This is a genomic window from Pseudomonas sp. GW823-FHT04A03, assembly GCF_058796615.1.
This window is the reverse complement of record NZ_JBXAIV010000009.1, coordinates 207,597-225,599: the sequence shown is the minus strand read 5'-3', so window position 1 is coordinate 225,599 and position 18,003 is coordinate 207,597. Positions and strand designations below refer to the sequence as shown.

The 18,003-nt window shown below is 61.0% G+C and carries 17 protein-coding genes and 1 riboswitch; of the genes, 9 read left to right on the top strand and 8 right to left on the bottom strand.

All coding sequences use genetic code 11. The annotated features are described in order from the left end of the window. Positions 1-18 precede the first annotated feature (18 nt). Positions 19-414, top strand: a complete 396-nt coding sequence (locus AC1Q9F_RS22020) for a DUF1090 domain-containing protein (RefSeq protein WP_007959697.1) — start codon at positions 19-21, stop codon at positions 412-414. 43 nt (positions 415-457) lie between these two features. On the opposite strand, the gene AC1Q9F_RS22015 is transcribed toward AC1Q9F_RS22020, so the two are convergent. Then, positions 458-907: a c-type cytochrome gene (locus AC1Q9F_RS22015; protein ID WP_007959696.1), complete on the bottom strand. Its 450-nt coding sequence runs from the start codon at positions 905-907 to the stop codon at positions 458-460. Between the two features lie 128 nt (positions 908-1,035). Between AC1Q9F_RS22015 and mltA the strand changes: the two genes are divergently transcribed. Beyond that, on the top strand, positions 1,036-2,208 hold the full coding sequence (gene mltA, locus AC1Q9F_RS22010) for a murein transglycosylase A (protein ID WP_492620968.1): 1,173 nt from the start codon (positions 1,036-1,038) through the stop codon (positions 2,206-2,208). A gap of 49 nt (positions 2,209-2,257) precedes the next feature. Here the strand turns inward: mltA and AC1Q9F_RS22005 are convergent, their stop codons facing one another. Both AC1Q9F_RS22005 and AC1Q9F_RS22000 read right to left on the bottom strand, forming a co-directional pair. Then, positions 2,258-2,641 carry an MAPEG family protein gene (locus tag AC1Q9F_RS22005; protein ID WP_007959694.1) on the bottom strand — a complete coding sequence of 128 codons (384 nt, stop codon included), beginning with the start codon at positions 2,639-2,641 and terminating at the stop codon, positions 2,258-2,260. A gap of 37 nt (positions 2,642-2,678) precedes the next feature. Beyond that, positions 2,679-3,512: an EamA family transporter gene (locus AC1Q9F_RS22000; RefSeq protein WP_258712485.1), complete on the bottom strand. Its 834-nt coding sequence runs from the start codon at positions 3,510-3,512 to the stop codon at positions 2,679-2,681. Between the two features lie 219 nt (positions 3,513-3,731). Here AC1Q9F_RS22000 and AC1Q9F_RS21995 point away from each other — a divergent pair, with 219 nt between their 5' ends. Together AC1Q9F_RS21995 and AC1Q9F_RS21990 are read left to right on the top strand one after the other, a co-directional pair. Continuing rightward, a complete protein-coding gene (locus AC1Q9F_RS21995; protein ID WP_492620967.1) occupies positions 3,732-4,901 on the top strand; it encodes an MFS transporter in 1,170 nt (389 codons plus the stop codon). 105 nt (positions 4,902-5,006) lie between these two features. Next, a complete protein-coding gene (locus tag AC1Q9F_RS21990; protein WP_492620966.1) occupies positions 5,007-6,272 on the top strand; it encodes a cation:proton antiporter in 1,266 nt (421 codons plus the stop codon). Here AC1Q9F_RS21990 and AC1Q9F_RS21985 read toward each other — a convergent pair whose 3' ends face one another. Together AC1Q9F_RS21985 and AC1Q9F_RS21980 are read right to left on the bottom strand one after the other, a co-directional pair. Next, positions 6,273-7,178: a formate/nitrite transporter family protein gene (locus AC1Q9F_RS21985; protein ID WP_207984202.1), complete on the bottom strand. Its 906-nt coding sequence runs from the start codon at positions 7,176-7,178 to the stop codon at positions 6,273-6,275. A 73-nt stretch (positions 7,179-7,251) separates the two neighbouring features. Next, complete coding sequence (locus tag AC1Q9F_RS21980) at positions 7,252-7,659, bottom strand: acyl-CoA thioesterase (protein WP_007959686.1); 408 nt, start codon at positions 7,657-7,659, stop codon at positions 7,252-7,254. Positions 7,660-7,856: 197 nt separating this feature from the next. Then, positions 7,857-7,955: riboswitch (S-adenosyl-L-homocysteine riboswitch) on the top strand. Positions 7,956-7,978: 23 nt separating this feature from the next. On the opposite strand from AC1Q9F_RS21980, the gene ahcY reads away from it, so the two are divergent. The 5 genes from ahcY (at position 7,979) to rhlE2 (ending at position 14,583) form a co-directional block, all read left to right on the top strand. Then, on the top strand, positions 7,979-9,388 hold the full coding sequence (ahcY, locus tag AC1Q9F_RS21975) for an adenosylhomocysteinase (protein WP_007959684.1): 1,410 nt from the start codon (positions 7,979-7,981) through the stop codon (positions 9,386-9,388). Between the two features lie 189 nt (positions 9,389-9,577). Then, a complete protein-coding gene (gene metF / locus AC1Q9F_RS21970) occupies positions 9,578-10,423 on the top strand; it encodes a methylenetetrahydrofolate reductase [NAD(P)H] (protein ID WP_179693414.1) in 846 nt (281 codons plus the stop codon). Positions 10,424-10,500: 77 nt separating this feature from the next. Continuing rightward, complete coding sequence (locus AC1Q9F_RS21965; protein WP_492620965.1) at positions 10,501-11,583, top strand: hypothetical protein; 1,083 nt, start codon at positions 10,501-10,503, stop codon at positions 11,581-11,583. An 87-nt stretch (positions 11,584-11,670) separates the two neighbouring features. Beyond that, positions 11,671-12,483, top strand: a complete 813-nt coding sequence (locus AC1Q9F_RS21960) for a substrate-binding periplasmic protein (protein ID WP_207984205.1) — start codon at positions 11,671-11,673, stop codon at positions 12,481-12,483. A 222-nt stretch (positions 12,484-12,705) separates the two neighbouring features. Then, positions 12,706-14,583, top strand: coding sequence for an RNA helicase RhlE2 (gene rhlE2 / locus AC1Q9F_RS21955; RefSeq protein ID WP_492620964.1), 1,878 nt, complete (start codon positions 12,706-12,708; stop codon positions 14,581-14,583). Between the two features lie 139 nt (positions 14,584-14,722). Here rhlE2 and AC1Q9F_RS21950 read toward each other — a convergent pair whose 3' ends face one another. The 3 genes from AC1Q9F_RS21950 to AC1Q9F_RS21940 form a co-directional block, all read right to left on the bottom strand. After that, positions 14,723-15,301 (bottom strand): YceI family protein, encoded by a 579-nt coding sequence (locus AC1Q9F_RS21950; RefSeq protein ID WP_045121911.1) that lies wholly within the window; start codon positions 15,299-15,301, stop codon positions 14,723-14,725. Between the two features lie 32 nt (positions 15,302-15,333). Further along, positions 15,334-15,885: a cytochrome b gene (locus AC1Q9F_RS21945; RefSeq protein ID WP_492620963.1), complete on the bottom strand. Its 552-nt coding sequence runs from the start codon at positions 15,883-15,885 to the stop codon at positions 15,334-15,336. A gap of 215 nt (positions 15,886-16,100) precedes the next feature. After that, entirely contained in the window at positions 16,101-17,882 is a 1,782-nt protein-coding gene (locus AC1Q9F_RS21940) for a flavin monoamine oxidase family protein (protein ID WP_492620962.1), read from the bottom strand. Positions 17,883-18,003: the final 121 nt, after the last annotated feature.

Here is an 18,003-nt window from a genome sequence, read left to right as displayed (position 1 = left end):
TTTGCACATGGAGCTTTTATGAAATTTCTCGCACCGCTTGCCCTGCTGTCTTTCTGCGCAGTCCTCGCCGCCCCCGTGATGGCCGACGAAGACGCGCCGGGCCTGACCGGTTGTGCCGCCAAGAAGCAGGGCATCATCAACCAGATCGAACAGGCCAAGTCCCGCGGCAACGCCGACCAGCAGGCCGGCCTCGAAACCGCCCTGCGCGAAGTCACCGAACACTGCACCGACGCCGGCCTGAAGAAAGAACGCGAAAACAAGGTGCTCGACGCCAAGCACGAAGTGAGCAAGCGTCAGGCCGATCTGGACAAGGCCATGAAGAAAGGCGATCCGGAAAAGATCGACAAGCGCAAGAACAAGCTCGCCGAATCGCGCAAGGAATTGCAGGACGCGCTGGACGAACTCGACAAGTAAGAAAGTCGGGGATCACGACCAAAAGGCTGTGATCCCTTGAACATCAGTGGTCGCGAAACTCTTTATGGCAGGCACTGCAGGCATCTTCGACTTTCTGCACGGCCGGCCCCAGGTTGCTGGCCTTGTAGGGTTGAACCTTGCTGGCGATCACCAGTTCACCGGTGGCCGCTTCAAGGGTGCGGGCCATTTCCTGGAAGCGGGCCTGTTTCTGCCAGACATCGTCCTTGGCGCTGGTGTGATCTTCTTCGCGCACCTGCGGGAAATGTTTCCACGGCTCATGGGACAACGCATCGAGCTTGACCGCACCTTCCGCAAATTTCGGCCCGTCGAAGGCGATGCGTCCGCGCAGCATGCCGCCCAGGTCTTCGCCGGTCTTGAGCATCTGCTTGAAGATCGCCTTGCGCTGACCCAGCGGGGAATTCGGGTCGACACCGCCACAGGCGGACAAGGTCAGACAGGCCAGCAATACAACAGAAATTCTTTTAAGAGTCATGGTGGCTTCAGGTCACGGAAATCGGCGGCCAGTATCCTCGGGTCACCGCCAAACACCAATAGCCCTATTAACAATAAGGGTTGCTTGAGCGCATGGAGCACTTCTGCAACCGGCACAGGAAATTCTCCATGAATAGCCGTTTCAAGGCCTGGCGTCATCCGCTCATCGTCACCCTCCCGTTGCTGGCGATCCTCGCCGGCTGCACCGGTGGCGACAGCGCCAAGCCGAAAACCCACGCCCTGGCCACGTATTCCAGCGCCACCTGGGAAGCCCTGCCGGCAGTGTCCGATAGCGATCTGGTGGCCGGTTTCGGTTCCTGGCGCAGCGCCTGCACCCGGCTCAAGGCAGACCCGGTCTGGGGTGCAACCTGCGCGGCAGCTGCCAACGTGCCGCAAAAAGCCGGCGACATTCGCACGTTCCTCAAGCAGAACCTCGACGTGTTCGGCCTGCGCGCCGAGAACGACAACCCCAACGGTCTGATCACCGGCTATTACGAACCGGTCTATCCCGGCAGCCTGACGCAAACCGCCACCGCCAACGTGCCGGTGTATGGCGTGCCCGAAGACATGATCATTGTCTCGCTGGACAGCATTTACCCGGAACTGAAAGGCAAACGTCTGCGCGGCCGCCTCGAAGGTCGCGTGCTCAAACCTTACGACGACGCGGCGACCATCGAGAGCCAGGGCGTCAAGGCGCCGGTCGTGGCGTGGCTGACCGACCCGATGAACCTGCAATTCCTGCAGATTCAGGGTTCGGGGCGGATCCAGACCGATGACGGCCGCCAGCTGCGTATCGCCTACGCCGACCAGAACGGTCATCCGTACCGGCCGATCGGTCGCTGGCTGGTGGAACAGGGCGAGCTGAAAAAAGAAGAAGTGACCATGGGTGCGATCAGCAACTGGGCCAAGGCCAACCCGTCGCGCATTCCGGAACTGCTGGCGAGCAACCCGAGCTACGTGTTCTTCACCCGCAACCCGGACAGCAACGAAGGCCCGCGCGGCTCACTGAATGTGCCGCTGACCGCCGGTTACAGCGCGGCAGTGGATCGCAAAGTGATTCCGCTGGGCAGCCTGTTGTGGCTGTCGACCACTCGCCCGGACGGCACGGCGCTGGTACGCCCGGTCGCTGCGCAAGACACCGGCGGCGCGATTGCCGGCGAAGTTCGTGCGGATCTGTTCTGGGGCACCGGCGAAGCCGCCGGGCAACTGGCCGGCGACATGAAACAGCAGGGGCAGATCTGGATGCTTTGGCCGAAAGGGGCGGCGTTGCCGCAAGTACCGCAGGTGGCCGACAAGCCGTAAGCACAACGCAAAAGATCGCAGGCGTCGTCAGCCTGCGATCTTTTCAGGTTCAGACCGAAACGAAGAAGAAACTGGCAATCAGCCCCATCCCGACAAACCACACCAGCGACCGTAGAATCGCCCAGTCCGCCAGATAGCAAATGATGTAGAGCAGGCGACTGGTGATAAACAGCACCGCCAGCACATTGACCGTCACCAGCTCTGCCGTGCCCACCAAATGCGCAACGATCACCGCCGCCGCAAACGCCGGCGTCACTTCAAAACTGTTCAGCTGTGCCGCATGGGCACGCCGCGCCACGCCGTTCAGGCTTTCGAGAAAGTCCCGGGGATCGTGATTGTCACTCAGCCGATACCCACCGACAGCCTTGGCCACGCCCGTGCACAGATACGGCAGAAAAATCGCAATCAAAACGCACCACAGAGCCACCGTCATAACGCCGTCCTTATTCAGTTTTTAGAGTGTTGGCGGGTCAGAACTTCATCACCAGCATGCCGATCAGCACCAGCCCACAGGCTAAGAGCCGCGGCCGGCCGAAAGGTTCTTTCAGGTAACGCATGCCGAACAGCACAACCAGGATCACGCTGATTTCACGCAACGCCGCCGCTTCGGCAATCGAGCCCAACTGCATCGCCCACAGCACCAGAGCGTAGCTGAACAACACGCAGAACCCGACCGCCAGTCCCAGCTTCCATTGCTCGCGCCAGAACAGCATGAACGCCGGACGCTTGGCCACCCACGCCAGCATCGGGAAAGGCCAGGCACTGAGCAGCGTGACCCAGACCAGGTAATCCAGCGGATGCGACCAGCGCCGCAAGGCCTGGCCATCGATGTAGGTGTAGCAACCGATGCACAAGCCGATCAGCGCAACCACCGGCAGCATCGACCACGGCAAGTGTTTCCCGCCGCCGCCCTGCCAGAGCAGGCAGGCCATGCCCAGCGGGATCAGCATGATCCCGAAGATCTGCTGGGTGGTCAGCACTTCGCCGGCGAAGATCAGGGTCAGCGCCAGCACCACCAGCGGCGACAGCCCGCGCATCAACGGATAGACCAGCCCTAGATCGCCGACCCGATAAGCCTGAATCAACAGATAGCGATAGAGCAGTTCGAACGCCGCCGACGCCAGAATCCACGGCCAGATTTCCGGCGGTGGCAGGCTGATGAACGGGAATGCCAGCGCGACGAACAACAGCGCCACGGTGTCCATGCAGGCCACCACCAGCAGCCGCTCGGCGCTGAACTTGATCAACGTATTCCACGCTGCGTGCAACAGCGCCGCCACCAACACCAGAGCTGTCGCCAGCACGTGCCACTCCTTAGTTCTTGTTGTTGAGTCTGAGCCAATTAGTCAGATTATTGATTCGCGATGTGTCAGCAGCTGTTTATACTGCAAGCGACCACGCCGCACTCAGTTGCGCACAGATAAATTCCAATAATTCCTGCCTGTCCCGCTCTCGTCCGAGACCGGTCCCCGGCCTGCGTATGCCTGATCAAAGCGTCAAGACTACCGACAGAGACCTTGCGCATGCCACTCGCCTTGCTTGCACTTGCTGTTGCCGCTTTCGGCATCGGCACCACTGAATTCGTCATCATGGGCCTGCTGCCCGATGTCGCCCGCGATCTCGCGGTGAGCATTCCCCACGCCGGCCTGTTGATCACCGGCTACGCCTTGGGCGTGGTGTTCGGTGCACCGATCCTGGCGATCGGCACCGCCAACATGCCGCGCAAGGCCACGCTGCTGGGCATGACGCTGATGTTCATCCTCGGCAACGTGCTGTGCGCACTGGCGCCGAACTACGCAACGCTGATGGCGGCGCGGGTGGTTACCGCGCTGTGCCACGGCGCGTTCTTCGGCATCGGTTCGGTGGTGGCCGCCGGGCTGGTCGCGCCGAACAAACGGGCACAGGCGATTGCGATGATGTTCACCGGTCTGACCCTGGCCAACGTTCTCGGCGTACCGCTGGGCACTGCACTCGGCCAGTACGCCGGCTGGCGCTCGACCTTCTGGGCGGTCTCGGTGATCGGTGTGATCGCCGCCCTCGCCCAATGGCTGTGGTTGCCGAAACACATCCCGATGGACAAGGCCAACCTTGCCAGCGAATTCAAGGTGCTGGGCAAGGTCAACGTGTTGCTGGCGCTGGGCATGAGCGTACTGGCCTCCACCAGCCTGTTCAGCGTGTTCACCTACATCGCGCCGATTCTGCAGGACATCACCGGCGTCAGCCCTCACGGCGTAACGGTGATGCTGTTGTTGTTCGGCGTCGGCCTGACCGGCGGCAGCATGCTCGGCGGGCGCCTGGCCGACAGCCGTCTGTTGCCGTCGCTGGTGGGTGTCGCGCTGGCGGTGGTAGTGATTCTGGCGGCGTTCAGCCAGACCAGCCGCTCGGTGGTTCCGGCGGCGATCACGCTGGTGCTATGGGGGATTTTTGCCTTCGCCCTGTGCCCGATCCTGCAACTGCTGATCATCGATCAGGCGCATGAAGCACCGAACCTCGGTTCGACCCTGAACCAGAGCGCCTTCAACCTCGGCAATGCGGCCGGCGCGTGGATCGGCGGGCTGGTGGTGGCCAGCGGCGCGGATCTGGCCGACTTGCCGTGGACCGGCGCGCTGGTGGGCGTGTTTACCGTGCTGACGGCGCTGTTTTTCATCTACCTGCAACGTCGGGGTGTCGCTGCGGTCAATGTGTCCGGCTGATTTTCCCGGGGGACACAATTGTGTCCCCACCCGGCGTCAGCCCATCCAACCCTTGCGTCCATGAATGGGCGCGCTGTCTTTCACCCCCCATCCAAAGGACCCCGGATGCTTGAACTCGTCGCCGCTTTCATCTGCCTCACCACCCTCCTCACCTTCGTCAATTTCCGCTTCATCGGCCTGCCCCCGACCATCGGCGTGATGGTTACCGCACTGATGTTTTCCCTGTTGCTGCAAGGCCTGAGCCTGCTCGGCTACCCCGGTCTTGAAGAGCGCGTGCAGCAACTGATCGGCCAGATCGACTTCGGTGATCTGCTGATGAACTGGATGCTCTCGTTCCTGCTGTTCGCCGGCGCCTTGCACGTGAACCTGAACGACCTGCGCAGCTATCGCTGGCCCATCGGCTTGCTGGCGACGTTCGGCGTACTGATCGCCACCGCTGTGATCGGCAGCCTCGCCTACTACATTTTTGCCCTGTTCGGCTGGCACGTGAGCTTCCTTTACTGCCTGTTGTTCGGCGCGCTGATTTCCCCGACCGACCCGATCGCGGTACTCGGCGTGTTGCGAACCGCCAATGCCTCGAAGCCGCTGAAGACCACCATCGTCGGCGAATCGCTGTTCAACGACGGCACCGCCGTGGTGGTGTTCACCGTGCTGCTGGGCATTGCGCAACTGGGCGAAACCCCGACCATCGGCGCCACGGCCATGCTGTTTGCCCATGAAGCCATCGGCGGCGTGTTGTTCGGCGGGCTGATCGGTTATCTGGTGTACCTGATGATCAACAGCATCGAGCAGCACCAGATCGAAGTCATGCTGACTTTGGCGCTGGTGATTGGCGGTTCGGCGATGGCCACCGAACTGCACGTATCGGCGCCGATTGCGATGGTGGTCGCCGGCCTGATCATCGGTAACCTCGGTCGCAACCTGGCGATGAACGACATGACGCGCAAATACCTGGACGGTTTCTGGGAATTGCTCGACGACATGCTCAACGCCTTGCTGTTCGCGCTGATCGGGATGGAGCTGTTGCTGCTGCCGTTCAACTGGTTGCACGTGGCGGCGGCAAGTCTGCTGGCACTGGCGATTCTGCTGTCGCGCCTGCTCACCGTGGCCCCGGCCATCGTCCTGCTGCGGCGCTGGCGCACCGTGCCGCGTGGCACCATTCGCATACTGACCTGGGGTGGTTTGCGCGGCGGTGTTTCGGTGGCACTGGCCCTGGCCCTGCCGCTGGGCCCGGAGCGCGATCTGCTGCTGAGCATCACCTACATCGTGGTGCTGTCATCGATCCTGTTGCAGGGCCTGACCATCGGCAAACTGGTCAAGCACGCAACGCGCGACGAGCCGGCAACCGCTGCCGAGCCCGTGCAGCACTGATCATTTTTTGATCTGCTGCGGATCGGGCTTTTCGGCCTGATCCGCAGACTCTTTCGGCCCGTCCGTTTCTTTTGGCGCGCCGCTCTCGCTGCGGATCTGCGCATGACTGATCAGGGCGAAGATGAAACTGCCGCCGATGATGTTCCCCGCCAGGGTCGGCCCGGCAAACACCGCCCAGAAATCACTCCACGGCAGCTCGCCGGCAAACACCAGATACGACACCTCCGCCGACCCCACCACGATGTGCGTGAAATCGCCCAGCGCCATGAAGTAGGTGATGAGGATGATGATCCACATCTTCGCGCTCTCCATGGACGGGATCATCCAGACCATGGTGGCGATCATCCAGCCGGAAACGATGCCCTTGGCGAACATCTGACTCGCGTGGTTCTCCATGACCTTGCGGCCGATTTCGAGGAAGGCCTCGTCGGTCTTGCTGTCGAAGATCGGCAGTTCGAGCATCACGTACGCCACCAGAATCGTCCCGCACAGGTTGCCGAACAGCACCACCGTCCAGAGTCGGATCAACCGGCCGAAATTGGCCAGAGTCGGTTTGGTCATCACCGGCAGCACGGCGGTCAGGGTGTTTTCGGTGAACAGTTGCTGGCGGGCGAGGATCACCGCGAGAAAACCTGCGCAGTAACCGAAGCTGGCGATCACCTTGAATTCGTCGCCCTCGGGCAGACGCGAGTTGAGCAGGCCCATGCCCATCAGCGACAGGCCCATGGTCAGCCCGGCCGCCAGTGCCGACCACCACAGCGCGGCGATGCTGCGCTCCAGTTCCTGGTCGCCCTGTTTGCGGATGATTTCATGCAGGACCGCCGCCCGGGGCGGCTGGTTTTTCTCGACTTCGTGTTGTTCCTTGGCCGAGAGGTCGGGGGTCTTGCCGTCTGTTGGCGTGGTCATGGCGGGAAACCGGTGGCGGGGTCATAAGGCTACGACACGCGCCGCTCGGCTTCCGTTCGCCAGGGTGGTGCGATTACTCGGTTACGGGTGTTTCATCCTTGAACTGGTCTTTGACGTACTTGATCTCGGTCCGCCCGTGCGGCGCCGGCAAGCCGTCTTCGCCGAGGTTGACGAAGACCATCTTCTCGACGGTCAGGATGCTCTTGCGGGTGATCTTGTTGCGCACTTCGCAGGTCAGGGTGATCGAGGTGCGGCCGAACTCGGTAGCGGTGATGCCCAGTTCGATGATGTCGCCCTGACGCGAGGCGCTGACGAAGTTGATCTCGGAAATGTACTTGGTCACCACACGCTGGTTGCCCAGTTGAACGATGGCGTAGATCGCCGCTTCCTCGTCGATCCAGCGCAGCAGGCTGCCACCGAACAGGGTGCCGTTGGGGTTGAGGTCTTCGGGTTTTACCCACTTGCGGGTGTGGAAATTCATCTTCACTCCTGAGCGTCTTGCCGAATGATGGCGCCATCTTGGCAGACTGAGCGGTCATGCTCCATGAGGCTTCTACTATGGTCGCGATTAGCGATCTTCATCTGGCCGACAGAAACCCTTTGGAAGATCAGTCTAGACGGCTATAATCGCCCCCGTTTCAAAACGGTAACGTTCACTTGATACCGTTTTCCCGCCACCTGTCCGAGGGGCGCTGCAGCAGGTTCAACCTGTCAGGCTCGGATGGGGCGTTGACTGGCCACGGCCGGACACTAAACGCACAACGGCGCCCATTCGCATACATTACGAATGGAGGCTCTTCATGAGCGCTGTTATCACGCCTGCAGATTTTAACGATTACAAAGTTGCCGACATGTCCCTGGCTGCCTGGGGCCGTCGCGAAACCATCATCGCCGAGTCGGAAATGCCGGCCCTGATGGGTCTGCGTCGCAAGTACGCTTCCGAGCAGCCGCTGAAAGGCGCAAAAATCCTCGGCTGCATCCACATGACCATTCAGACCGCCGTGCTGATCGAAACCCTGGTTGCCCTGGGTGCCGAAGTACGCTGGTCGTCCTGCAACATCTTCTCGACTCAGGATCAGGCCGCTGCTTCCATCGCCGCTGCCGGCATCCCGGTTTTCGCCTGGAAAGGCGAGACTGAAGAAGAGTACGAGTGGTGCCTGGAGCAGACCATCCTGAAGGATGGCCAGCCATGGGACGCCAACATGATCCTCGACGACGGCGGCGACCTGACCCAGCTGCTGCACGACAAGTACCCACAGGTTCTGGACCGCGTTCACGGCGTGACCGAAGAAACCACCACCGGCGTACACCGTCTGCTGGACATGCTGGCCAAAGGCGAGCTGAAAATCCCGGCCATCAATGTCAACGACTCGGTGACCAAGTCCAAGAACGACAACAAGTACGGCTGCCGTCACAGCCTGAACGACGCCATCAAGCGCGGCACCGACCACCTGCTGTCCGGCAAGCAAGCGCTGGTCATCGGTTACGGTGACGTGGGTAAGGGCTCGGCCCAGTCCCTGCGTCAGGAAGGCATGATCGTCAAGGTTTCCGAAGTCGACCCGATCTGCGCCATGCAAGCCTGCATGGACGGTTTCGAGCTGGTTTCGCCGTTCATCGACGGCATCAACGACGGCACCGAAGCAAGCATCGACAAAGCGCTGCTGGGCAAGATCGACCTGATCGTGACCACCACCGGTAACGTCAACGTTTGCGACGCAAACATGCTCAAAGCCCTGAAGAAGCGCGCCGTTGTCTGCAACATCGGTCACTTCGACAACGAAATCGACACCGCTTTCATGCGCAAGAACTGGGCATGGGAAGAAGTGAAGCCACAGGTACACAAGATCCACCGTACCGGCCCGGGTGCTTTCGACGCTCAGAACGACGACTACCTGATCCTGCTGGCCGAAGGCCGTCTGGTGAACCTGGGCAACGCCACCGGTCACCCGAGCCGCATCATGGACGGTTCGTTCGCCAACCAGGTCCTGGCGCAGATCTTCCTGTTCGGCCAGAAGTACGCCGACCTGTCGCCAGCCCAGAAAGCCGAGCGTCTGACCGTTGAAGTACTGCCGAAGAAACTCGACGAAGAAGTAGCCCTGGAAATGGTTCGCGGCTTCGGCGGCGTGGTCACTCAACTGACCAAGCAACAGGCTGACTACATCGGCGTGACCGTCGAAGGCCCGTTCAAGCCGCACGCTTACCGCTACTAAGAGCAACTGCGAGTTCCAGGCTTCACGCGGCAAGCAAGGCCAAAAGCCGAACTTGCCGCACAAGGCCCGACAGCTCTGCCCCAATTTGCCAAAACAGTGTCAGGCGAAACGCTTGAGGCACAAGAGACCGGCGCATCTCCGCTGCTCTTGTCGCTCTTAGCATGCAGCCTGTAGCTGGAGGTTTCCTCCATGTCCCAAGAACGTCGCTACAGCTTCGAGTTCTTCCCGACCAAGACCGATGCTGGGCATGAAAAACTGCTCGCCACTGCCCGTCAGCTGGCCACCTACAACCCTGACTTCTTTTCCTGCACCTACGGCGCGGGCGGTTCGACCCGTGACCGCACGCTGAACACCGTTCTGCAGCTGGAAAGCGAAGTCAAAATCCCCGCCGCCCCGCACCTGTCGTGCGTCGGCGACAGCAAGGACGACCTGCGCGGCCTGCTGAACGAATACAAGGCTGCCGGCATCAAGCGCATCGTCGCCCTGCGCGGTGACCTGCCGTCCGGCATGGGCATGACCAGCGGCGAGCTGCGTCACGCCAATGAACTGGTTGAATTCATTCGTGAAGAAACCGGCAATCATTTCCACATCGAAGTCGCCGCCTACCCGGAGATGCATCCGCAAGCGCGCAACTACGAAGACGATCTCGCCAACTTCGTGCGCAAGGCCCGTGCCGGCGCCGACAGCGCGATCACCCAGTACTTCTTCAACGCCGACAGCTACTTCTACTTTGTCGACCGGTTGCAGGCGCTGGGCGTGGACATTCCGGTCGTTCCGGGCATCATGCCAATCACCAACTACAGCAAACTTGCACGCTTCTCCGATGCCTGTGGTGCGGAAATTCCGCGCTGGATCCGCAAGCAGCTGGAAGCCTACGGCGATGACACCCAGAGCATTCAGCGCTTTGGCGAACAGGTCGTCACCGAAATGTGCGAACGCCTGCTGCAAGGCGGCGCGCCCGGCCTGCACTTCTATTCCATGAACCAGGCCGAACCGAGCCTGGCAATCTGGAACAACCTGAAGTTGCCGCGCTGAGCGATTCAAGACAGTAAAAAGTGCCCTCTTCCGAGGGCCTTTTTACAATTAAAAGTACCAATGGAATGTTGTCGTCAATGATCAGCGATTCTTTGAAATCACGCCCTCAACTCGTCTACCTGGTTTTCGGTTCCGAAACCTATCACCAGGAAGCCGTGTTCAGCATCGCCAGTGCCTTGGCCTGGCTTCGTGAATCGTCGGATGCAGCGATTGATATCCAGGTTTTCAGCGACAACCCAAAGCCTTACGAAAATCTCCCGGTGCGGGTACGTCCCCTCGACGCTGCCACCCGACAGCGCTGGAGCGAGCCTCACGGTTACCACTTCCGCATCAAACACGTCGCGCTGCGGGCAGTCCTCGAAGAATCCGAGACTGCATTGCTGATCGACACCGACACTTTTTTCCATTGCTCGCCCGTCAAACTGTTCGAACGGGTACAGCCCGGCACGTTGTTGTGCAACGACTACTACTCGCAATACGGCACCAACAAGGAAAACCTGCTCTACAGCGCACTGTCCACGACCTTGCTGGAAAGAGGCCTGGCTGACGATCAAATGATGCTGCTCAACTCCGGCGTCATAGGCCTGCATCGCCAGGACGCTCAAGTGCTTGATCGCTCGATTGCACTGATCGACGAGTTGTTCCCGCGCGCCCAAGGTGCATACACCCTGGAAGAGTTCTGCCTGTCGGTTGCGGCCTATCGCACACTCGACGTCAGGAAGTGCCCGGATCTGATTCACCATTACTGGAGCCGCAAGCAGTTGTTCAGGGCCAAGGTTCAGGCCTGGGTCGCCAAGCATGGCGACAACCCGACCAGCCAGGCTGCACTGGATGACACCCGACTCGTTTCCGCCCGACTGCCACGTCCGCCACGTACGCAGCGCATGCTCTACAAAGTCATCACCCTGATGCTGCCTGCGCACCTTCGCCAGTTCATTCGCGAAATCCTCTACGGCTGCTATCAGCACCCCAATGAGTTTGATCAAGCCTGTGCACCGGTGTGGTGGGAAAAGGCACTGAAAAACCAGCAGGAAAGGATTGGCAAGGAGGTTTGTCAGCACATGCTTGAGGACTGGTTCAGCAGAAGACTGGTCAGACTGGTTCTGGGCTCGCGCTACACGACAATCCACCAGCACCTGCTCAATTCATCCGGCAAATAGAGGCATCGCCTCGAATCTGCCCGGTTGCAGCGTTAAACATGCATGCCAGAGCTTCTCATCGGGCGATTCGCGTACTAACCTCAGGCCATGCCTGTCATTGTCCAGTTGCTGAGCGTTTTGCTGTTTACTTGCCTGAGCTTCGCAGCTCGGGGCGAGAAGCTGCGCATTGTCACCGAGCCGTGGGCACCGTACGTCTATGAACAGGGCGGCAAAAACCTCGGCCTGGACTACGAAACCACCGCCATTGTGTTCAAGCGCCTGGGCATCGAAGTCGAATGGCAGTTCCTGCCGTGGAAACGCTGCCTGTCGATGCTCGAAACCGGCCAGGCCGACGGCGCGCTGGATATCTTTCACAGCGACGAGCGCGACGCCACCCTGCTCTATCCGAGCGAACCGTTGTCGGACGTCGAGTTCGTGTTGTTTTACGCCAACGAGCGACCGCATCCTTTTCACAGCCTGGAAGACCTCAAAGGCCTGACTGTCGGCACCTCGCCGGGCTACCTGTATAGCCCCGACTTTCGCGAATCGACTTTATTCACCCGCGAGCCGGCCCCGACCCACGAAGCCAATTTCGGCAAACTGGTGCGCGGGCGCATCGACCTGCTGATCACCGACCGCCGCGTGGGTCAGCATTTGCTCGATGAACTGGGTATTCGCGACAAGATCACGGAAAACCCCACCGTCATCAGCCGTCAGAGCCAGTTTCTGGCCGTGCGGCGCAATGCCGGGATGGATTTGCTGGTGCAGCGCTTCGGTGCCGAGCTCAAGCGTTTCAAGCGCGAACCGGCCTATGCCGAGCTCAGCGCCCGCTACGGCGCGGCCCCCGCCCTGACGGCACCACTGGGCAGCGCCACCGCCAGCGGCAAAACCGTTGAGCAGCAGGAAAGCGGCGCGCAGTGATTGCTCTGTTATACTCCGGCGTTCCCGCCAGGCTCACGCCCGGACGCCCGGAACCGTAACAGGCCTCCCGACCCGCTACAGCGCAGCTTTTCAGCCCGCGCGAGCGCTCCGGACGTGCCTTCGGAACCGCAGCAGGACCGGACGGGATTGCGTCCTCTTAAACGCCATTCGCGCCAGGCAAGACTCCCATTGGGCCAAGCCCTAACTAAAACAGGATTACTCATGTCCTTTGCTTCCCTCGGTCTCTCCGAGGCTTTGGTCCGCGCTATCGAAGACGCGGGCTATACCGAGCCTACTCCGGTGCAACAGCGGGCCATTCCCGCCGTGTTGCAAGGTCGCGACCTGATGGTTGCGGCACAGACAGGTACCGGTAAAACCGGCGGTTTCGCCCTTCCGATCCTGGAGCGGCTGTTCCCCAACGGCCATCCGGACAAATCCCAGCGTCACGGCCCGCGCCAGCCGCGCGTGCTGGTCCTGACCCCGACCCGCGAACTCGCGGCCCAGGTTCACGACAGCTTCAAGATCTACGCCCGTGACCTGAAATTCGTCAGCGCCTGCATCTTCGGCGGCGTCGGCATGAACCCGCAGGTTCAGGCCATGTCCCGTGGCGTTGACGTACTGGTTGCCTGCCCGGGTCGTCTGCTCGACCTGTGCGGCCAGGGCAGCGTCGATCTGTCCCACGTTGAAATCCTCGTGCTGGACGAAGCCGACCGCATGCTCGACATGGGCTTCGTTCACGACGTGAAGAAAGTCCTCGCGCGTCTGCCGGCCAAGCGTCAGAACCTGCTGTTCTCGGCGACCTTCTCCAAAGACATCACCGACCTTGCCGGCAAGCTGCTGCACAACCCGGAACGCATCGAAGTGACGCCGCCGAACACCACGGTCGAGCGCATCGAACAACGCGTCTTCCGCCTGCCAGCCAGCCACAAGCGTGCGCTGCTGGCTCACCTGATCACTGCTGGCGCGTGGGAACAGGTGCTGGTGTTCACCCGCACCAAGCACGGCGCCAACCGTCTGGCCGAGTACCTGGACAAACACGGCCTGCCGGCTGTGGCGATCCACGGCAACAAGAGCCAGAACGCCCGCACCAAAGCCCTGGCCGACTTCAAGGCCAACCAAGTGCGCATCCTGGTAGCAACCGACATCGCGGCGCGCGGTCTGGACATCGACCAGTTGCCACACGTGGTCAACTTCGAACTGCCGAACGTCGATGAAGACTACGTGCACCGTATCGGCCGTACCGGCCGTGCCGGTCGTTCGGGCGAGGCGATCTCGCTGGTCGCGCCGGACGAAGAGAAACTGCTGAAAAGCATCGAGCGCATGACCAAGCAGAAAATCGCTGACGGCGACCTGATGGGCTTCGATGCCAGCACCATCGAGGCCGAGAAGCCGGAAGCCCGTGAACGTCCGGACATGCGCAACCCGCGCAATGCCCGCGGCCCACGCGACGACGGTCCGAATGGCGGCGGCGGTGGCGGCGGTCGTAAAGACAAGGGCAAAGACAAGGGCAAGGAAAAACCGGCCGGCGAACGCGGTGAGCGTGGCGAGCGTCCAGCCCGTCAACAAAAGCCGCGTGAAGGCACCCCGGCCCGCGAACAGCGTCAGCCAAGCCAGCCGCCACGTGCCGCTGCTGACCGCGCTCCGGACGAGTTCCTCGACGACGATATCGATAACTTCGGTAACCGCGTTGATTACGTGCCGAAGCAGGCTCCGGCCGGTGGTCGCAACCGTCGTCCAGGCGCTCCGGCGCAAGGCGCAGGTTCGGGCGCACCACGCGGCGGTCAGCCACAAGGTCGCCAGAACGGCCCGCGCAACAGCAACGGTTCGAGCACCGGCACTCCGCCAGGCAAGCGCAGCGGCCCACGCAACGGTGCCCCGCGTGACGGCCAGGGTCGTCGCGATGAGAACTCGCGCAACCGCCGCCCGGCCCGTGACGATCAGCAACGCGCTGAACCGGCCGTGCAGAACCCGCGCAGCAGCGGGCCGAAAATCATGCACAAGGAATCGAAAGCCGACCGCTTCCCGACGCCTGAGCAGCTGGATCAACTGCCAAGCCGCCCACGCGGTGAAAAACCGGCCTTGCTGACCCGCAATCGCTGAGTTTTCGACTGCAATGAAAAATGCCCCGGCCTGAAAACCGGGGCATTTTTTTGCGCGCCGCCGAGACGAGAATTACGGCAGGCAATAAAAAACGCCCCCGGTCGCAAGACCGGGGGCGTTTTTGTGTGTCAGGCGAAAATTACTTCGCTTTCACACCTTCAAACGAAACGTACAGCTCGACCGCGTCGGACTTCGGACCCAGGTCTTTCTGCTTGCCGAAATCGGAACGCTTGATGGTGGTGGTGCCTTCGAAGCCGGCACGGTAGCCGCCCCATGGATCCTTGCCTTCGCCCAGGAAGGTCGCCTTCACGACCACTGGCTTGGTGACGCCCAGGATGGTCAGGTCGCCGGTCACGTCAGCGGTGTTGGCACCGGTGGACTTGACGCTGGTGGAGACGAAGGTGGCCTTGGCAAACTTGCTGGCGTTGAGGAAGTCAGCGCTGGCGATGTGCTTGTCGCGCTCGGCGTGATTGGTGAACACGCTGGCGGTGTTCACGTTGAACTCGATCTTGCTGTCTTCAGGCTTGGCAGCGTCGAAGCTGAACTTGCCATCGATGTCCTTGAAGGTACCGGTGATGAAGCTGTAGCCCAGGTGGCTGATCTTGAAGTCGACGAAGGCGTGCTGGCCTTCTTTGTCAACCACATAGTCAGCGGCCATCACGTTGGCGGACAGGACGGCAGAGCCGATTGCCAGAGCGGCCAGAGTCTTTTTCAACATGCTTTGTTTTCCTTTGGAGTCGAGGTTGAACATCAGGCTTTGCGTCCCAGCATTCGTGTCAGGGTCGCATCACGATCGATAAAGTGGTGCTTCAATGCTGCCAACGCATGAAGGCCGGAAAAAATTACCAGCGCCCATGCCAGCCAGAGATGAATCACACCGGCGGTATCTGCCTGATCCGGTAGTCCGGAAACCAGTGCAGGAACTTCAAACAGGCCAAACACCGGGATCCCGACACCGTCTGCGGTGGAAATCAGGTAACCGGCAATCATCACGGCGAACAGCGCAAGGTACAGAAACCCATGGCCGAACTTGGCGCCGATGCGGGTCATGCGGCTGTAGCTTTGCAGCGTTGGCGGCGGTGGGCTGACAAAGCGCCACAACACCCGCAACAGCATCACACCCAGCAGCACCAGACCGATGCTCTTGTGCAGATCCGGCGCGTCTTTGCGCCAAGTGCTGTAGTAATCCAGCCCCACCATCCACAGACCCAGCGCGAACAGCCCGAAGACCACCAGCGCCACGCCCCAGTGCATGAAGATGCTGACCCAACCGTAGCGCGAAGAAGAGTTACGTAGCTGCATTGCCCAAATCCTGTGAGAACTGCGAACCAAGACTAGCGAGTTATCTATCGAATTAAAGCGGAAAATTTCGCTTTGAAATATCGAGAAATACGATCAAGAGTCTTGAACAGGGGAGTTAAGGAAAGATTAAAGACAAAAGTGTGGCGGGATGTTGTGAATCACGGGCAAAAAAAAGCGCGGCTTGAAAGCCGCGCTTTTTCATTCACCGCAAAGCCTTACTGCGCTTTGGTCTCGGTGGTTGCCGCCGGTTTGGCCGCTGGCTTCTTCGCCGGTTCAGCTTTTTTCGCCGCAGGTTTCGCTGCAGGTTTTTTCGCTTCGGTCTTGGCCGCCGGTTTCTTCGCGGCTGGTTTGGCTGCCGCTTTCTTGGTTGGCTCGGCTTTTACCGGAGCTGCTGGCTTCGGTGCTTCCACCGGGGCTGGCGCAGGGGCCGGGGTCGGTGCAGGCGCTGGAGCGGCTGGAGCTGGTGCCGGCTCTGGTGCTTTCACTGGCTCTGGCTTCTTGTCGTCGTCCGAACCGCCGAACAGGTTGGTGAAGAAGTTGCCTTTCTTCGCCGCCACGGCTGCACCCGCTGCACCTGCCGCTGCGGCGGTGGCTGCTGCCGGGCCGACTTTGGCCGGTTCGAAGGATTTGCCCGCCGCCAGGTCTTCAACCTGACTGGCTGCACGCTGACCGGTGCGCAGTGCGCCTTCCAGGGTGCCCGGGTACAAGGTGTCAGTATGTTCGCCGGCAAAGGCTACGCGTTGCAGCGGACGCTCCCACAGACGCCAGTATTTGCTGATCTGGCCAGGACCGAAGGCGAGGTAAGAACCGCCGGTCGATGGATCGGTGCTGTAGCGACGGATTTCATAGCCAGTGAACGAGCCACGGGCCTGTGGATAAAACGCGTGCAGACGAATCAGCACCTGATCGACCATCTGCTTGTCGCCGAAGGCCTGCATGACGCGGGCGTTGTCGCCGGACAGGTTGATCACCACGTTCGCGCCGCCCTTCAGGGCTGGCTCGATCCACAACATGCCAAGGCCGGTGTTGCTATAGATCTCGCCGGACATCCGCGCCTTGCTTTCCCACACAGGCGTCTTGAACTTCAGCATGATCTGGTCGCGCCAGCCGTAGTTGGTGCCTTTGATCGCGGCCAGGTGCTGAGCGTCCAACGCAGGGGTCAGCTGGATCTTGTTAAGGGCGCGCAACGGCACCGCCAGCACCACGTAATCTGCCGAATAGCCCACGCTGCCGACCTTGACGGTCACGCCGTCCTTGTCCTGGGTGATGGCGGACACCGGCGAATCGGTCTTGATGGTTTTCAGCTGTTTAACGAAGGCCTGAGCCAGCACCGGGCTGCCACCGACCAGACGCGAAGCGCGCAGGTCACGGTCGGACACGCCGCGATATACCCGGCTCTGTTGTGCGAAGTACAGCAGCGACAGGCGTGAAGGCTCGTCGTAGTGGGTGCGGATGTCCTGGTTGATCAGCTGACGTGCGGTGGCCGGCAGGTTCTGCTTGTCGAGCCAGCTCGAGACGTTGATCTGGTCGAGGGCGTGCAGGGTGTTGGTCGCCGCCGGGTTCTGCGGATCGTCGATCGAGCGCGCCAGATCGTCACGGGTTTTCTCGTAGCGCTTCAGCGCTTCGGCCGTGGCAGGCTGTTTGGTGGTCAGGTCGGCGGCGGAGAAATACTCGCCGTCGATCAGGTAACCCGGGGTCCGCACGAATTCAGGCGCTGGTGTGGTGTTCAGCTTGAAGGTCGATACGTACTTGTTCAGCACCGGTTGAGTCTTGTCGTTGCCGATCCACTCGCTGGTGGCCATGCCCGAGCGACCGCCCAGGCTCGGTTTGGCTTCGAGCAGCGTGACCTGCCAGCCCTTGTTCTGCAGTTCGTAAGCCGCCGTCAGGCCCGACAGGCCGCCGCCGATCACGATTGCGGTTTTATCCTTGGCCAGCGCCGTAACGCTAAAGAGCCCCAATACCACCAGCGCACAGGCGCGCAGCCAACCGACAGACATTCAGCGAACTCCGGAAAAACACGTAGGAAAATGCAGTTTTGCGGGTCAGACGACCCAAAGAACCGCGAAGAATACGTCAGCCATCAAAACGCCGCCAGCGACGTCTATCGGCCCATACAAA

Excerpts from the sequence above, each read along its gene's own strand:
- AC1Q9F_RS22020 (WP_007959697.1), top strand. The coding sequence starts at position 19 with ATGAAATTTCTCGCACCGCTTGCCCTGCTGTCTTTCTGCGCAGTCCTC.
- AC1Q9F_RS22015 (WP_007959696.1), bottom strand. The coding sequence starts at position 907 with ATGACTCTTAAAAGAATTTCTGTTGTATTGCTGGCCTGTCTGACCTTG.
- mltA (WP_492620968.1), top strand. The coding sequence starts at position 1,036 with ATGAATAGCCGTTTCAAGGCCTGGCGTCATCCGCTCATCGTCACCCTC.
- AC1Q9F_RS22005 (WP_007959694.1), bottom strand. The coding sequence starts at position 2,641 with ATGACGGTGGCTCTGTGGTGCGTTTTGATTGCGATTTTTCTGCCGTAT.
- AC1Q9F_RS21995 (WP_492620967.1), top strand. The coding sequence starts at position 3,732 with ATGCCACTCGCCTTGCTTGCACTTGCTGTTGCCGCTTTCGGCATCGGC.
- AC1Q9F_RS21990 (WP_492620966.1), top strand. The coding sequence starts at position 5,007 with ATGCTTGAACTCGTCGCCGCTTTCATCTGCCTCACCACCCTCCTCACC.
- AC1Q9F_RS21985 (WP_207984202.1), bottom strand. The coding sequence starts at position 7,178 with ATGACCACGCCAACAGACGGCAAGACCCCCGACCTCTCGGCCAAGGAA.
- AC1Q9F_RS21980 (WP_007959686.1), bottom strand. The coding sequence starts at position 7,659 with ATGAATTTCCACACCCGCAAGTGGGTAAAACCCGAAGACCTCAACCCC.
- ahcY (WP_007959684.1), top strand. The coding sequence starts at position 7,979 with ATGAGCGCTGTTATCACGCCTGCAGATTTTAACGATTACAAAGTTGCC.
- metF (WP_179693414.1), top strand. The coding sequence starts at position 9,578 with ATGTCCCAAGAACGTCGCTACAGCTTCGAGTTCTTCCCGACCAAGACC.
- AC1Q9F_RS21965 (WP_492620965.1), top strand. The coding sequence starts at position 10,501 with ATGATCAGCGATTCTTTGAAATCACGCCCTCAACTCGTCTACCTGGTT.
- AC1Q9F_RS21960 (WP_207984205.1), top strand. The coding sequence starts at position 11,671 with ATGCCTGTCATTGTCCAGTTGCTGAGCGTTTTGCTGTTTACTTGCCTG.
- rhlE2 (WP_492620964.1), top strand. The coding sequence starts at position 12,706 with ATGTCCTTTGCTTCCCTCGGTCTCTCCGAGGCTTTGGTCCGCGCTATC.
- AC1Q9F_RS21950 (WP_045121911.1), bottom strand. The coding sequence starts at position 15,301 with ATGTTGAAAAAGACTCTGGCCGCTCTGGCAATCGGCTCTGCCGTCCTG.
- AC1Q9F_RS21945 (WP_492620963.1), bottom strand. The coding sequence starts at position 15,885 with ATGCAGCTACGTAACTCTTCTTCGCGCTACGGTTGGGTCAGCATCTTC.
- AC1Q9F_RS21940 (WP_492620962.1), bottom strand. The coding sequence starts at position 17,882 with ATGTCTGTCGGTTGGCTGCGCGCCTGTGCGCTGGTGGTATTGGGGCTC.